Origin of the sequence: Erythrobacter sp. (assembly GCF_036351135.1) — a bacterium.
Lineage (GTDB): Bacteria > Pseudomonadota > Alphaproteobacteria > Sphingomonadales > Sphingomonadaceae > Erythrobacter.
The window spans coordinates 1-14,428 of the sequence record NZ_JAZBON010000030.1; the positions used below are offsets into that span (position 1 = coordinate 1).

A 14,428-nucleotide genomic window follows, 5' to 3' on the forward strand; every position below is an offset into this window, starting at 1 on the left:
AAGTTCGAGCCCGATCGCGGCTTCCGCCTCGCGACCTATGCGATGTGGTGGATCAAGGCCTCGATCCAGGAATATATCCTGCGTTCGTGGAGCCTCGTGAAAATGGGCACCACCGCGGCTCAGAAGAAGCTTTTCTTCAACCTTCGCCGGATGAAGAAGCAGCTCGAAGCCTATGACGACAGCGATTTGCATCCAGACGACGTCGCCAAGATCGCGACCGATCTGGGTGTGCCGGAGCAGGAAGTCGTCAACATGAACCGCCGGATGATGATGGGCGGCGACGGCTCGCTCAACACGCCGATGCGCAATGGCGAGGAAGGCTCGGGCGAATGGCAGGACTGGCTGACCGATGACGGTCCGCTTCAGGACGAGCTGGTTGCCGACGCGCAGGAAAAGGAAGTGCGCCACGAAATGCTGACCGAGGCGATGGACGCCTTGAACGAGCGCGAACAGCACATTCTGACCGAACGCCGCCTGACGGAAAAGCCGCAGACTCTTGAAGAGCTTTCACAGGTCTACGACGTCAGCCGCGAACGCATCCGTCAGATCGAGGTGCGCGCCTTCGAGAAGCTGCAGAAAGCGATGCAGCGGATCGCTGGCGAGAGGCTGCTGCCCGGTATCGCCTAAGCGCGCCGCACCCCCGAAATGCGAAAAGCCCTCGCCTGGCGGCGGGGGCTTTTGCTTTTGCCGAGTGGTGTCAGCACTGACTTCGGCTCTACTGCGCTTGGACCATCTCCAGCGGTTGCAGGTCGATCCCGTAGAGCTTCCAGCGCCCCGATTCCCACTGGTAATAGAGGTCGAAGCCGATCGAGATCGGCCGGATCTGGAACACGCCCTGCACGCGGAAAATGTCCTCGCGCACGAATTGCGGCGCCACTTCGTAGGTCGGCGGCACCAGCAGCGTATTCGCAAGATCGATATTGAGGTTGCGGATGCCGGCGAAAACCTGCGCCAATTGCGCGGCATTGTTGTTGATCTGGAAACCCTGCGCCGACAGATCGCGCAGCACCGAATAATTGCCCGAACGGTTGGCATGATCGACCGCCGCCATGGTCGACCAGATCATCTTGGAAAGCTCAAGCTGGCCCGGCGTGGGGCGCAACGACGGCGGCACCTGGACGCTGGGCTGCGCCGTGCCGGGGGCAGGTGCATTCTGGGACATTGCGGGCTCAGTGGGAAAAAGGAGGATTGCCGAGGCGAGGAGCCCCGGCAATCCCGTTCTTGTGGTCAAGTTACGCATGAAGTCCTTTGCGTTACCAGGCGAACTGGAAGCCGCCGCGCGCGCCGACTTCGCCGCTGCCGAAGCCGACACCGACGCCCGCCGATACGGCCGCGTTTTCGCCCACGCGCGCCGACAAGGCAACCGTGCCTGCGCCCTCATCGTCGAAATAGCCGACGCCGCCCGAAATGCCGAACGAAGTGCCCGCCGGAAGCTGCGGCGATTCCATCGCGAGCGCCATGGCGACGCCCTCATTGGCGCGGTCGATGGCATCGCGGTTGGCAGCGGTTTCGCCGAACAGATCGTTGATCTGGCCGGTCTGCGTCGTGGTCAGCGCCTGAAGCCCCGCAATCGCCGTCGCGTTTGTCGCAACGTCAGCCGCGCTGGCAAGACCCGACAGGTCGGCCGCCGTACGGCCCAGCGTCCCGGTCGCATCGGTGGTTACCAGGAAGGTCGAACCCGCCTGGCTGGCGGTGCTGGTGCCCAGCCCGGCGATCACGACTTGGCCGTCATTGGGGGCGCTTGCACCCTGCCCGATGGCGATCGAGTTGGCGCCGGCGGCGGAGGAATTGTCGCCGATCGCGATTGCGGCATCGCCGCTTGCGACCGCAGCTTCACCCACGGCGAGCGAACGCACGCCCGAGGCGACCGCGAGGTGGCCGAAGGCTTGCGCGCGCTCGGCGGTGGCTTCCGAACGCCAGCCGATCGCCGTTGCGCCGGGCCCCTGTGCAATCGCCTGACCGCCGACCGCCGTGGTGGACGGGCCGAGTGCCTGTGTCGAGCGGCCATCTGCGCCGCTGCGGTTGCCGCCGATTGCCACCGCATCGCCGCCATCGGCGATCGCCTGGTTCCCGATCGCCACCGAGTTGCTGTCCGAGGCGAGCGCGTCTTCGCCCACCGCGGTCGAGCGCAGGCCGGTGGCCGAGGCGAGGTGCCCGAGTGCGGTCGCGCGTTCGGCGGTCGCCGTGGCGCGCCAGCCGACCGCGGTGGCCCCCGGCGTGTCGCCCGTCGCAGCAAGGCCACCTGCATTGAGCGCGGCGGTGTCGACATCGTCGTCGACCGTGCCGGCAAAGGCTTCGCCGCCGACAACCACGGTCGAGCTGCCCTGCGCGATGGCGCCGGTTCCCGCATCGTCGCCACCGATGGCGAGAGCATCGATACCGGTTGCGCTCGAGGAATTGCCGATGGCGATGGAGCTTTCCGAATTGGCCACGGCATTGTCGCCCTGCGCGATCGAAAAGTCGGCCTCGGCCGTCGCGGCTTCACCCACGGCGAGCGAACGCACGCCATTGGCCACCGCAAGGTGTCCGAAGGCCTGCGCGCGTTCCGCATTGGCTTCCGCGCGCCAGCCTATGGCGCTCGCACCCGGTCCCTCGGCAAGCGCCTGACCGCCGACCGCCGTGGTCGACGGGCCAAGCGCCTGTGTCGAACGCCCGTCATCGCCATCGCGATTGCCGCCAATCGCCAGCGCGTCGCCGCCATCGGCGATCGCCTGATTCCCGATCGCGACCGAATTGCTTCCGGCCGCAAAGGCGTCTTCGCCGACCGCGGTGGAGCGCAGGCCGGTGGCCGAGGCGAGGTGCCCGAAGGCTTGCGCGCGCTCCGCCGTCGCCGTCGCGCGCCAGCCGATCGCAGTAGCGCCGGGAACACCGCCGGTCGCGGTAAGCCCGCCCGAGTTAAGATCGTCCGAATCGGTGTCATCGTCGACCCCGCCCACAAAAGCCTCGCCGCCTACCGCCGTCGTCGAAGGCCCGGTTGCCGAGGCCGCCGCGCCCGCATCGTCGCCGCCGATCGCGACCGCATCGGTGCCGTTGGCATTGGCGCCGTTGCCGACCGCAAGTGCGCCTTCGCTATCGCCGGTGTCGGCGTCGTCGCCGCATTGAAGACTGGAATCCTCATCGCCCAATTCGCATTCGGGATCGTCTGAAGATTGCGCCTGTGCAGCGCTCGCGACCGCCAGGCTGGCAGTGCCGATCATCAGCAGAGCGACTTGCTGTGTGTGCCGTAAATTCATGATGTATCTCCTCTCGTTTGGACCACCGAGGGGAGCGGGCATGCGAATGGGACCCCATCGCAGCGTGCCTGCCGCATGGAGAGCCCATCTGTTCGCAGCTGTCCGATACATCCCCCCGTGGGACCGTCGCCCGATCACATCCAGGCCTGTTCGAGGACGCTCACCGCGACGGGATCGGGTCCCCTAAGCGCGCAGGACTCTGCCGACGCGCGCCGGCACTGATAGGCCCAAATACGTATGAGATACTAGAAGAAAGGCGCCAAAACTTGCATCGAACGCAATTCAATAAGGCGCAAGGAGGTCCTATCCCCCGCTGGCGGGCGCCAAGTCGAGCACCGCTGCGACCATGGCTCGCGTACCCAGAGTAACGCTTTCCTTGGCCGCGATCTTGAACAGCGGCGAATGGTGGCTGGGCACGGCAGGCCCGCCCGCTTCCGCAGCATCCAGCGCCGCTTGGGGCGTGCCGCCGACCGCAAAATAATAGCCGGGCACATCGAGCTCGCGGGCGACGAAATAGGAGAAGTCCTCTGCCCCCATGCCCTGCTGCTCGAAGGGCTGCACGTGATCTTCGCCAAGGTCGCGGCGCATGACGTCGTTCAATCGGCGGGCGAGCACCGGGTCGTTATACGTGACGGGCGTGCCCTCGCTCACGGTGACCTCGACCGGCAATTCGTCGGGCAGGCCATGCGCCTTGCCGGTATTGATCGCGATCCGCTCTATCGCTTCCAGCAGCTGCGCGCGCACATCCTCGTCGTTCGAACGCACTGTCAGTTGGAGATGCGCCATGTCGGAGATGATGTTGTGCTTCGAACCCGAATGGAACGAGCCGACGGTGATGACCGCGGGAGAAAGCGGCATGATTTCACGCGCCACGATCGATTGCAGCGCGGTCACGATCTGCGAGCCGATATAGACCGGGTCGCGGCCCGCATGGGGGCTGGCGCCATGCGCGCCGATCCCGGGCACCTTGATATCCACGCTGTCGGCGCTCGAATATTGGATGCCTTCCGAGGCGGCGACGATCCCCGTCGGCAGAACCGAGGCGACGTGAAAGGCGAGCGCGTAATCGGGCTTGCCGAAGCGTTCGTAAAGCCCGTCATCGAGCATTGCCCGCGCACCGCCAACGCGTTCCTCGGCAGGCTGAACGATGAACATGATCGTGCCCGACCACATGTCCTTCATTGCCGCCAGCCGCCGCGCGGTGCCAACGAGCGAGGTGATGTGGACGTCGTGTCCGCAGGCATGCATGACGGGATATTCCTCGCCGTCGAGACCGACCTGCGTCGCGGTCGATGCATAGTCGAGACCCGACTTCTCCTCCACCGGCAGCCCGTCCATGTCCGCGCGCACAAGGATGAGCGGCCCCTCGCCGTTGCGCATCATGCCCACGACCCCGGTGCCGCCGACATTCTCGGTGACTTCGACGCCGACTTCGCGCAATTCGCTCGCCATGCGCGCGGCGGTCTGGTTCTCGAGGAAGGACAGTTCGGGGTTCTGGTGAAAATGCACGAAAAGCGGGGCGAGATAGCTGTCGTAATCGGCTTCGACCGCAGTTTCGACCGCCGCATGGTCGACGGCGCTTCCGGCCGCATGATCGTCGACAATCGCGGCGACCGGCGCGGCGGCGAAACCGAGCGCAAGCGCGGCGGCGAAGGTGCGAAACTGGTGCATTATGATCGTCCCCTTGTCGTGCGGACGCCTCTTCGGACGTCTCTTTCGGCTTTCAAAGCACGCCCGGTGCGCCGCTGCAAGCCGCGCCCGCGATTTCACCTGTGCCGGCACGATTGCCTTCCCCTTCGCCCGCGCCTAGATCTGCGCCGCGATGACAGGCGTGATCCGAACTCTCGCGAAATGGCTTGCCATAGCAATCCTGTGGTTCGTGGGGTTGAGCCTGTTGCTGGTGATTGCATTCAAGTGGCTACCTGTCCCGGTGACCGCGACCATGCTGATGGACGAGAACGGCATCACCAAAGACTGGGAGAGCCTGGCCAATATCGACCCGGACCTCGTCGCGGCGGTCATCGCTGCGGAAGACTCCAAGTTCTGCGAGCACTGGGGGTTCGACACCGAGGCAATCGAACAGGCGATCGAGGAGAATGCCCGCGCGCGCGAGACCGGCGGCCGGATCCGCGGTGCCTCGACGATCAGTCAGCAGACCGCCAAGAACGTCTTTCTGTGGCAGGGCGGCGGCTATGCCCGCAAGGGGTTCGAGGCGTGGTTCACCTTCTGGATCGAAGCCGTCTGGGGCAAAAGGCGGATCATGGAGGTTTATCTCAACGTCGCGGAAACCGGTATCGGGACCTATGGCGCGGAAGCCGGGGCGCAGCGCTATTTCGGGCATTCCGCCGCCGCTCTTTCCCCCGACGAGGCCAGCCGCATGGCCGTCGCCCTCCCCCAGCCCAAGCGCCGCGCGGTTGTGAACCCAGGCGGCTGGCTCGCACGGCACGGCAATACCATCGAGGCGCGCATCAATACGGTCCAGGGCGAAGGGCTCGACGATTGCGTTTATGAGTGAGGTACCGTCGACCCGGACTCATCGATTGAACACCCGCCGACGCCGCGTCTGCGCGCCTTGCGCCGCGTGCAAGGATTGACGCGAACATGCGTCATGCGCAATTGACGGGCATGGCCGATCGCCCTCCCCCATCAACTCAGGAAGCGCGTGAGGCGCTGCGGGCGGCGATGGCGCGGTTGGCCGCGGGGGACAGCGCCGCGCTCGAGGAAATATACGAGGCAACGCGGGTGAAGCTGTTCGGCATCTGCCTTCGTATCTTGGGCGACAGGAAAGAAGCAGAAGACGCTTTGCAGGACGTATATATCAATTTGTGGCAACGGGCCGATCGCTACGATCCGGACCGCGCGAGCCCGATCTCGTGGCTGGCGACCTTCGCGCGCAATCGCGCGGTGGATCGCCTGCGCACGGGTAAGGTGCGCGGCGGGGCCGTGCCTGTGGACGAGGCCGCGCCGCTTCCCGACGAAGCGCCGCTGGCCGATGCACTGCTGGTCGATGCCGAGCGCAACGCGCAGATCCACGCCTGTCTGAAGACGATCGACGAGCGTACCGCGAGCCATATCCGCAGCGCGTTCTTCGACGGGCTAACCTATGCGCAGTTGGCCGAGCGTGCCGACGTACCGCTCGGCACCATGAAGAGCTGGATCCGGCGCGGCCTGAAGAAATTGCGCGCCTGTCTCGAGGCGAGCGAGGCGGTATGAGCGGCGACGACACCACCCCTCGCGATATCGAGCGCGACGATCCCCTGATGGCAGCCGAACACGCACTTGGCCTGCTCGAGAACGAGGAGCTGCGCGCGTCGAAGGCGAAGATCGAGGCCGATGGCGATTACGCCTGGCGCAAGGATTGGTGGGACGGCTGGTTCGCACCTTGGACCGATGAAATTGCGGCAGCGGAGCCGGACGGCGAGGTCTGGCGCAGGATCGAGCGCGAGATGCGCGAAATGGAAGCCGAGTCCGAGCTCCTCGCCGCGCCAGCAGCGCAGCACGCGGTGGTTAGACCGGCGCCGCGCGACAATGTGGTCGATCTCACCGCGCGGCTGCGAGGTTGGCAGTGGACCGCCGGGATTACCTCAGCGGCGGCCGCCGTTTTGCTCGCGCTTCTGCTTTTCAGCCCGGGGACAGAGCCCGCGCCCGGAGCCACGCCGGGCCCTGCCATCGCCGCCGCCGATCCGCTGGTCGCGCAGGTGCCAATCGGCGAGACCGGCCTGCGGCTCGACGTCACCTATATTCCGCAGAGCGAGGAAATCCTGGTCGGCGCGGTCGGCCTGACAGCCGACGGGGTGCACGATCACGAATTGTGGCTCGTGCCCGGCGATGGCAGCGCGCTTCAGTCGCTCGGGGTCGTCGCGCCGGGCGAGGTGCGCAGTGTCGCAATTCCCGATGAAATTGCGCAAAACCTCGGCGCGGGCGTCGGCCTCGTACTTACGCGCGAGCCGATCGGCGGCAAGCCGGAAGGCGAGGATGCCGGCCCCGTCGTTGCCGAGGGTGCATTCTCCGCGATCTGAGCTGGCGGCTGCAGCGCGACAGGGCTCTGCATTCCCGACATTTTCGAGAAAGTTCGACACCGGTTGCATCCGCTTCGCAAAAGGTGGCGTAGCTTTTTGCGCAAGATCGGGAGGGCTTGCACAAACTGGAGACTATCATGTCCAAGCCCCGCACGACTTTCCGGACCGCCCTTATCGCTGCCCTTGCCGCCAGCACCGCGCTCGGCCTCGGCGCAGCACCGCTTTCTGCAAATCATCACAAGAGCGCGAGCCAGCAGGAGGCCGCGAACATCGTCCAAACCGCGCAGTCGACCGGCGTTCACAACACGCTCGTCGCAGCGGTTCAGGCAGCCGACCTTGCCGGCACTCTGTCCTCGCCCGGCCCCTTCACGGTCTTCGCGCCGACCGACACCGCCTTCGCCAAGTTGCCCGACGGCACCGTGTCAACGCTGGTGAAGCCTGAGAACAAGGGCACGCTTACCAAGATTCTGACCTATCACGCTGTGGCCGGTTCGGTGACTTCGAGCGACCTCGTCGAGCTCATCAACGCGCATCGCGGCCAGGCCATTATCGACACGATTGCAGGCGAACAACTCACTGCACGCCTTTCGGGTGACACGATCGTCATCACCGATGCGATGGGCCGCGCCACCGCCGTCACCAATGCCGACGTCGAAACATCGAACGGCGTCATCCACGTGACCGATGGAGTGTTCCTCCCCGCCTGATCCCGCACTTCAGCACGGACACGCCGCCTCACCGTTCCCCTCCCATCCGGGGCGGCGTTTCTCGGCCCCGTTCGGCCCTTCCTCCGGCCGGACGGGGCTTTTGTCATAATGGTGGGCTTCAGTCGGAAAGCGCGAAATCGACCGCAGCGCGCGCGTGCAACCGGGTCGTATCGAACAGCGGCAGCGCGCTGTGCTCCTGTTCGATCAGCAGCATGATTTCGGTGCAGGCGAGCGCAATTCCCTGCGCCCCGCGCGCCGCAAGCCTGGCGATCATCGCGCGCACCCTCTCGCGCGAATCCTCGCGAACGATCCCGGCGCACAATTCATCGAAAATGATGCGGTGCAGTTCGGCGCGCTGGCTTTCTTCCGGAACGACAACACCCACGCCCGATACGCGCAAGCGCTCGGCATAGAAGGGCTGCTCCATGGTGAAGCGCGTCGCGAGGAGGCCGAGCGTGTCGTGACCGCCTGCCGTGAAAGCGGCGGCGAGCGGATCGGCAATGTGTAGGAGCGGGCAGGCGATGCGTTCTTCGACCTGCGGCGCGACGAGATGCATGGTGTTGGTCGCGAGGAGGATGACCTCGGCCCCGGCGCGCTCGAGGCCGGACGCGGCTTCGCCCAGCATGTTCCCAAGCCGATCCCATTCGGCGGCGCGTTGCAACGCCGCGATTTCCTCGAAGTCGAAGCTGTGCAGCAGCAGCGGCGCCGAGGCGATCCCGCCGCGCCGTGCGCGGACTTCGCGGTTGATGAGCGCGTAATATTGCGCCGAGCTTTCCCAGCTCATCCCGCCGAGAATGCCGATGGTTTTCACAAGCCGAAGGTCAACCCTGTCGGCTCGCCCAGCGGCCAAGCAGCCAGAGCACCAATGCTTGCGCTCCGAGAAACGCGACAATCATGACCCAGAGCCCGGTTTCGGGATCCCCGTTCTGCATGTCGCGGGGCAGGACGCCTGCGAGGATAACGAACGTCGCCATCATTGCCGAGAAGAGCACCGGAAGCAGGAACGCCATCATGCGCCGCGGAGCCATGCGTGTGGCGCGTCCGGCTATGTCGTAATGCCCGGGCAGCATGTCGAAGCGGCGATAGGTCCGGTCGGTCCAAAACCCCGACAGCATCAGCAGGACAATGGCGAGGCCGACACCGGCTAGGGTGCCGACATCGACATTCATCAGGCCGCTTCTTCCTTCGCTTCCTCACCGCCATGGACACGGATCGGATCCTTCTTGCCCTCTACCACGTCCTGATCGATCACGATCTCGCTCACGCCCTCCATGTCGGGCAGGTCGAACATCGTATCGAGCAGGATGCCTTCGACGATCGAACGCAGGCCGCGCGCGCCCGTCTTGCGCTTGATCGCGCGCTCGGCGATCGCCTTGAGCGCTTCGTCGGTGAAGCTCAGCTCGACGTCCTCGAGCTCGAACAGCTTGCGGTACTGTTTGACCAGCGCGTTCTTCGGCTCCTGCAGGATCGTCACTAGCGCGTCGACATCGAGGTCGTGCAAGGTCGCGATCACCGGCAGGCGGCCGACGAATTCGGGGATGAGGCCGAACTTCAGAAGGTCTTCCGGCTCGCTCTTTTCGAGCAGCTCACCCACGCGGCGCTTGTCCGGGTCGGCGACATGCGCTCCGAAACCGATCGAGCGCTTTTGCAGGCGGTCAGCGATGATCTTGTCGAGGCCGGCGAAGGCGCCGCCGCAGATGAACAGGATGTTGGTCGTGTCGACCTGCAGGAATTCCTGCTGCGGATGCTTCCGACCACCCTGCGGCGGGACGCTGGCGGTGGTGCCTTCCATTAGCTTCAGCAGCGCCTGCTGTACGCCCTCACCCGACACATCGCGCGTGATCGAGGGGTTTTCGGCCTTGCGCGTGATCTTGTCGATCTCGTCGATATAGACGATGCCGTGCTGCGCCTTCTCGACATTATAGTCGGAGGACTGGAGCAGCTTCAGGATGATGTTCTCGACATCCTCGCCGACATAGCCCGCCTCGGTGAGCGTGGTGGCGTCGGCCATCGTGAAGGGCACGTCGAAGGTGCGCGCCAGCGTTTGAGCGAGCAGGGTCTTGCCCGTACCGGTCGGGCCGACGAGCAGGATGTTCGACTTCGCCAGTTCAACATCGCCCGCCTTGGCCGAGTGCTTGAGCCGCTTGTAATGATTGTGGACCGCGACCGAGAGGTTCCGCTTGGCCGAGTTCTGGCCGATCACGTAGTCGTTGAGCGTCGCGAAGATTTCGGACGGGGTTGGGACCTCGCCTTCCTTCTTGCCGGCGATCCCGGCCTTTGTTTCCTCACGGATGATGTCGTTGCACAGCTCGACGCATTCGTCGCAGATGAACACGGTGGGTCCTGCAATAAGCTTGCGCACCTCGTGCTGCGACTTCCCGCAGAAGCTGCAATAGAGAGTGCTCTTGCTGTCAGATCCGCTCAATTTGGTCATTCCTGTTTATCCTCGAACCCGGACGGTGGGCGCGCGCCGCAGCGCTGATATCCGCCCAGGGGATTCGCATGAGTTTATCTCGGCGCCGCTATGAATCAACACATGGCGCAGCTTTTCGCCTCCATAGCTGCGGCAATAGGCCCGCAAACGTGGACATGCGATTAAGTCTAGCCCTTCGCCGCCCTTAGGGAGAAGCGTTTTGGCCGGCCGATTAAGCCTATTGCGACGCGCCGCGATTCATCGTCATTCAGGCGCGCCGCCTGAGCCCTTGTCCTTCTCGGCCCCCTCGTCGTCTTCGTCGCCCGATTCGGGGCGCGTTTCGAAGACCTTGTCGACGATGCCGAACTTCTTCGCCTCTTCCGCCTCGAGGAAGGTGTCGCGGTCCAGCGCCTTCTCGATATCGCTCAGGCTCTGGCCGGTATATTTGACATAGAGATCGTTCATCCGCTCACGGATGCGCAGGATTTCGCGCGCCTGGATCTCGATGTCCGAGGCCATGCCGCGCGCGCCGCCCGAAGGCTGGTGCACCATGATCCGCGCATTGGGCAGCGCAACCCGCATACCCGGCTCGCCCGCGGCCAGCAGGAAGCTGCCCATCGAAGCGGCCTGACCGATGCACACGGTCGAAACCCGCGGCTTGATGTACTGCATCGTATCGTGGATCGCCATGCCGGCGGTCACCACGCCGCCGGGCGAATTGATATACATGCTGATTGGCTTCGAAGGGTTCTCGCTTTCCAGGAAAAGCAGCTGAGCGACGATCAGCGAGGCCATCGTGTCCTCGACCTGTCCGGTGACGAACACGATGCGTTCGCGCAGCAGGCGGCTGAAAATATCGAAGGCGCGCTCGCCCCGGCTCGACTGCTCGACCACGGTGGGCACCAGCGCCCCGGTCACCGGGTCGCGTTCGAACCGGCCCTGATGTCCATAGGTTTCGCCGGAAGTGCCAAGCAGGTCGATCATGTGAAAACTGTCCTCGTCCGTTTAATCGACCGCCTATGTCGGACGGGCCCGTGCAATCTTCAAGGGGCATGATTTTGCGCTTGGGGAAAGGGCGCGAAAGTGCGAGCAGAGCGAGCATGAACCGCCGCAATCCCTGCCACGCTCTCTTCGCCCTCGCCGCTTCCCTGGTGCTGGGTGCCACCCACTCCGCCGATGCGCGCGACGCTGAGCCAACCTACGACGCCGCTGCCGAAGTCGCCGCGCAGATCGAACGTATCCGCGAACACGAAGACGGTCCGGAGGGTCTGAACGCGATTATCGCCTATTCGCATACCGCCGGCTTCAAGGTGCGCGAGATGGCGGACATCGGCTCTCTGCGTGGGCGCACCGTGCTGGTGAAGGACAATATCGAGACGACAGAATTCGCCACCACCGCGGGCAGCCTCGCGCTCGCCGCCAATCACACACGCCGCGATGCGCCGCTCATCGCCTATCTGCGCAGCAACGGCGGTGTCGTGCTGGGCAAGACCAATCTTTCCGAATGGGCGAATATCCGCGATGGCAACTCCACCAGCGGCTGGAGCGCGGTGGGCGGGCTTACCCGCAATCCGCATGCAATCGACCGTAATGCCTGCGGCTCTTCGTCGGGCAGCGGGGCGGCAGTCGCGGCGGGCTTTGCCTGGGCCGCGATCGGGACCGAGACGAACGGCTCGATCACCTGCCCGGCCTCGATCAACGGCGTTGTCGGTTTCAAGCCAAGCGTCGGCGTCGTCAGCCGCACCCATGTCGTGCCGATTTCGAGCACGCAGGACACCGCCGGACCGATGGCGCGCACGGTCGCAGATGCCGCGATGTTGCTGACCGCGATTGCCGGCCCCGATGCAGCGGACCCGGTGACGCTCACCGCCGAGCGCGTGCCGGACTATGCGCATGGGTTATCGGATTATTCGCTGGAAGGCGTGCGAATCGGGGTGATGCGCGGGCAGATCGGCGGAAACGAGCAGGTGCGAAGCGTGTTCGAAAGCGCGCTGAGCGATCTGGAGCGGGCGGGCGCGGTGCTGGTCGACATATCCTTCGAACCCGACGAACGCATGTATTCGGACAGCTTCACGGTGCTGAAATACGAACTGCGCGAGGAAATGGGAACATATCTGCGCTCGATCCCCGCATTCGCGGATGGCGAGACGCCGCGCAGCCTCGCAGACCTGATCGCCTTCAACGAGGCCAATGCGGATGAGGAAATGCGTTGGTTTGGTCAAAGCATCTTTGTCGATGCCGAGGAAACCACCGACCGTGCGACCTACGAGGAAGCGCGCGAGCGGGCGGTGCGGATCGCGGGCGAGGAGACGCTCGATGCGCTGATGGCGGAGCACGATATTGCCTTCCTGACTGCGCCCACCCGTGGTCCCGCCTGGATGAGTGATCTCGTGCTGGGCGACCAGTTCGACGGTTCGATCGGTTTTGGTTCACCCGCCGCGATCGCCGGCTATCCGCATCTTACCGTGCCGATGGGGGATGTCGAAGGGCTGCCGGTCGGCATCAGCTTCTTCGGCGCCAAATGGGCCGATCACAAGGTGCTGAAGCTGGGTGCCGCCTATGAGCGTGCCCGTACGGCAAAGCTTCCGGAACCGAGCTTCGAGCGCTGGTCGCCGGAATAGGAATGGGAACCGCGGCGCAGCGGCACCCGTTCGGCCTTTCGATCATGTCCCTCATAACTCCCCCGCCCAACCCTGCCATGCCAGCGCCTTGCGGGAACGGGTAGATGGACCCGCGCATCCTCCTGTTCGTCATCTTCGGCCTCGGCCTGATCGCCGCTGTCCCGCTCGAACGCCACCTGTCGCGCTATTACCTCTCGCTGCCGATCGTCTATGTCGCGGCAGGCTTCCTGCTCTTCTCGCTGCCGCTCGATCTGCCGCAATTCAATCCGGCGCGCGACGGCTTCGATGCGCTGACCCTCGAATATGTCACCGAATTCATCGTCATCGCCTCGCTCATGGCAGCGGGCCTGTCGATCGATCGGCCGGTCAGCTGGCCGAACTGGAGGCAGGTCGTGCCGTTGCTGGTTCTGGCCATGCCGGCCACGATCGCGGCGGTGGCGCTCTTGGGTTGGTGGGCGCTAGGCCTTGCACCGGCAAGCGCGATCCTGCTGGGAGCTGCTTTGGCGCCGACCGATCCGGTGCTCGCGCGCAGCGTCCAGGTCGGACCGCCCGGCGAGGGCGAGCGTCACGACGTTCGCTTCAGCCTGACCGCGGAAGCCGGGCTGAACGACGGGCTCGCCTTCCCCTTCACCTATCTCGCCATTGCCGCCGCCGGAATGACGGCGCTCGGCACCTGGACGCTCGAATGGTTCGCTTTCGACTTCGTCTATCGCATCGTCGCCGGCTGCGCGATGGGGTTTGCCGTAGGCCGGGCGGGCGCTTGGTACGTGTTCGAGCGCGAGGCCGATGCCTCGCGCGAAGAAATGGAGGGCGACGAACCGGTCTATTCGACGAGCGAGGGCCTGATCGTGCTCGGCACGCTGTTGCTCGCCTATGGCGCGGCGGAACTGGTCGAAGGCTACGGTTTCCTCGCAGTGTTCGTCGGCGCGCTGACCGCGCGGCAACGCGAGAATGCGAGCCGCTATCATCGCATCAGCCACCATTTTATCGACCAGATCGAACAGATCGTGCTGGTCGCGGTGCTGCTGGGGTTCGGCGCGATGCTGGCGAGCGGGGTGCTTTACAACCTGACCTGGGCCGGGGCGGGAATTGCCTTGCTGCTGATCTTTGTCATCCGCCCGCTGGCAGGCATCGTCGCCGAAGGTTTCACCAGGCTGCCGCTATCGGGAAAAGCAGCGATCGCGTTTCTCGGAGTGCGCGGGATGGGCTCGATCTACTACCTCGCCTACGGCCAGAACCAGGGCGATTTCGCGCAGCTGGGTATTCTATGGGCGATCGTCAGCTTTGCGATCCTTGTTTCGGTCGTGGTTCACGGGGTGGTCTCCGGACCGCTTATCTTGCTGGTGGAGCGGCGGGGCAGCCATATTCACCGCGGAAGCGATGCGAGCCTGCCGGCGCTTTCTCCCGGTCACTCGCGCGCGAAGGAATAGCCGCG

At 64.8% G+C, this 14,428-nt stretch carries 14 protein-coding genes; 7 read left to right on the forward strand and 7 right to left on the reverse strand.

The window, feature by feature from the left end:
- Positions 1-627: RNA polymerase factor sigma-32 (locus V2I30_RS11875; RefSeq protein WP_330662387.1), on the forward strand; the 627-nt coding region annotated here is incomplete at its 5' end.
- Positions 628-715: 88 nt separating this feature from the next.
- Here V2I30_RS11875 and V2I30_RS11880 read toward each other — a convergent pair.
- The 3 genes from V2I30_RS11880 to V2I30_RS11890 all read right to left on the reverse strand — a co-directional run bounded on the left by V2I30_RS11880 (position 716) and on the right by V2I30_RS11890 (position 4,904).
- The gene (locus tag V2I30_RS11880) at positions 716-1,162 is read right to left on the reverse strand and encodes a hypothetical protein (protein ID WP_330662388.1); all 447 of its coding nucleotides are present in this window, start codon (positions 1,160-1,162) and stop codon (positions 716-718) included.
- 91 nt (positions 1,163-1,253) lie between these two features.
- Positions 1,254-3,233: a YadA-like family protein gene (locus V2I30_RS11885; protein ID WP_330662389.1), complete on the reverse strand. Its 1,980-nt coding sequence runs from the start codon at positions 3,231-3,233 to the stop codon at positions 1,254-1,256.
- A gap of 303 nt (positions 3,234-3,536) precedes the next feature.
- Positions 3,537-4,904, reverse strand: a complete 1,368-nt coding sequence (locus V2I30_RS11890; RefSeq protein WP_330662390.1) for a M20 metallopeptidase family protein — start codon at positions 4,902-4,904, stop codon at positions 3,537-3,539.
- A gap of 151 nt (positions 4,905-5,055) precedes the next feature.
- Here V2I30_RS11890 and mtgA point away from each other — a divergent pair, with 151 nt between their 5' ends.
- The 4 genes from mtgA to V2I30_RS11910 all read left to right on the forward strand — a co-directional run bounded on the left by mtgA (position 5,056) and on the right by V2I30_RS11910 (position 7,959).
- Positions 5,056-5,748, forward strand: a complete 693-nt coding sequence (mtgA, locus tag V2I30_RS11895; protein ID WP_330662391.1) for a monofunctional biosynthetic peptidoglycan transglycosylase — start codon at positions 5,056-5,058, stop codon at positions 5,746-5,748.
- Positions 5,749-5,834: 86 nt separating this feature from the next.
- Positions 5,835-6,446, forward strand: coding sequence for a sigma-70 family RNA polymerase sigma factor (locus V2I30_RS11900; RefSeq protein WP_330662392.1), 612 nt, complete (start codon positions 5,835-5,837; stop codon positions 6,444-6,446).
- On the forward strand, positions 6,443-7,252 hold the full coding sequence (locus tag V2I30_RS11905; RefSeq protein WP_330662393.1) for an anti-sigma factor: 810 nt from the start codon (positions 6,443-6,445) through the stop codon (positions 7,250-7,252). Before V2I30_RS11900 ends, V2I30_RS11905 begins: the two co-directional genes overlap by 4 nt.
- A 137-nt stretch (positions 7,253-7,389) precedes the next feature.
- Positions 7,390-7,959 carry a fasciclin domain-containing protein gene (locus V2I30_RS11910; RefSeq protein ID WP_330662394.1) on the forward strand — a complete coding sequence of 190 codons (570 nt, stop codon included), beginning with the start codon at positions 7,390-7,392 and terminating at the stop codon, positions 7,957-7,959.
- 118 nt (positions 7,960-8,077) lie between these two features.
- On the opposite strand, the gene V2I30_RS11915 is transcribed toward V2I30_RS11910, so the two are convergent.
- From V2I30_RS11915 to V2I30_RS11930, 4 genes are all read right to left on the reverse strand, one after another.
- Entirely contained in the window at positions 8,078-8,770 is a 693-nt protein-coding gene (locus tag V2I30_RS11915) for an aspartate/glutamate racemase family protein (RefSeq protein WP_330662395.1), read from the reverse strand.
- A gap of 10 nt (positions 8,771-8,780) precedes the next feature.
- Complete coding sequence (locus tag V2I30_RS11920) at positions 8,781-9,128, reverse strand: hypothetical protein (RefSeq protein WP_330662396.1); 348 nt, start codon at positions 9,126-9,128, stop codon at positions 8,781-8,783.
- Positions 9,128-10,393, reverse strand: coding sequence for an ATP-dependent Clp protease ATP-binding subunit ClpX (clpX, locus tag V2I30_RS11925; RefSeq protein WP_330662397.1), 1,266 nt, complete (start codon positions 10,391-10,393; stop codon positions 9,128-9,130). Before clpX ends, V2I30_RS11920 begins: the two co-directional genes overlap by 1 nt.
- 243 nt (positions 10,394-10,636) lie before the next feature.
- Positions 10,637-11,356, reverse strand: coding sequence for an ATP-dependent Clp protease proteolytic subunit (locus V2I30_RS11930; protein WP_330662398.1), 720 nt, complete (start codon positions 11,354-11,356; stop codon positions 10,637-10,639).
- Positions 11,357-11,472: 116 nt separating this feature from the next.
- Between V2I30_RS11930 and V2I30_RS11935 the strand changes: the two genes are divergently transcribed.
- Entirely contained in the window at positions 11,473-12,993 is a 1,521-nt protein-coding gene (locus tag V2I30_RS11935; protein ID WP_330662399.1) for an amidase, read from the forward strand.
- A gap of 104 nt (positions 12,994-13,097) precedes the next feature.
- Positions 13,098-14,423 carry a cation:proton antiporter gene (locus tag V2I30_RS11940; protein ID WP_330662400.1) on the forward strand — a complete coding sequence of 442 codons (1,326 nt, stop codon included), beginning with the start codon at positions 13,098-13,100 and terminating at the stop codon, positions 14,421-14,423.
- Positions 14,424-14,428 lie beyond the last annotated feature (5 nt).

Coding starts and splice junctions, on each gene's coding strand:
- mtgA (WP_330662391.1), top strand. CDS start 5,056: ATGACAGGCGTGATCCGAACTCTCGCGAAATGGCTTGCCATAGCAATC.
- V2I30_RS11900 (WP_330662392.1), top strand. CDS start 5,835: ATGCGTCATGCGCAATTGACGGGCATGGCCGATCGCCCTCCCCCATCA.
- V2I30_RS11910 (WP_330662394.1), top strand. CDS start 7,390: ATGTCCAAGCCCCGCACGACTTTCCGGACCGCCCTTATCGCTGCCCTT.
- V2I30_RS11885 (WP_330662389.1), bottom strand. CDS start 3,233: ATGAATTTACGGCACACACAGCAAGTCGCTCTGCTGATGATCGGCACT.
- clpX (WP_330662397.1), bottom strand. CDS start 10,393: ATGACCAAATTGAGCGGATCTGACAGCAAGAGCACTCTCTATTGCAGC.
- V2I30_RS11930 (WP_330662398.1), bottom strand. CDS start 11,356: ATGATCGACCTGCTTGGCACTTCCGGCGAAACCTATGGACATCAGGGC.
- V2I30_RS11905 (WP_330662393.1), top strand. CDS start 6,443: ATGAGCGGCGACGACACCACCCCTCGCGATATCGAGCGCGACGATCCC.
- V2I30_RS11940 (WP_330662400.1), top strand. CDS start 13,098: ATGGACCCGCGCATCCTCCTGTTCGTCATCTTCGGCCTCGGCCTGATC.
- V2I30_RS11935 (WP_330662399.1), top strand. CDS start 11,473: ATGAACCGCCGCAATCCCTGCCACGCTCTCTTCGCCCTCGCCGCTTCC.
- V2I30_RS11920 (WP_330662396.1), bottom strand. CDS start 9,128: ATGAATGTCGATGTCGGCACCCTAGCCGGTGTCGGCCTCGCCATTGTC.
- V2I30_RS11890 (WP_330662390.1), bottom strand. CDS start 4,904: ATGCACCAGTTTCGCACCTTCGCCGCCGCGCTTGCGCTCGGTTTCGCC.
- V2I30_RS11880 (WP_330662388.1), bottom strand. CDS start 1,162: ATGTCCCAGAATGCACCTGCCCCCGGCACGGCGCAGCCCAGCGTCCAG.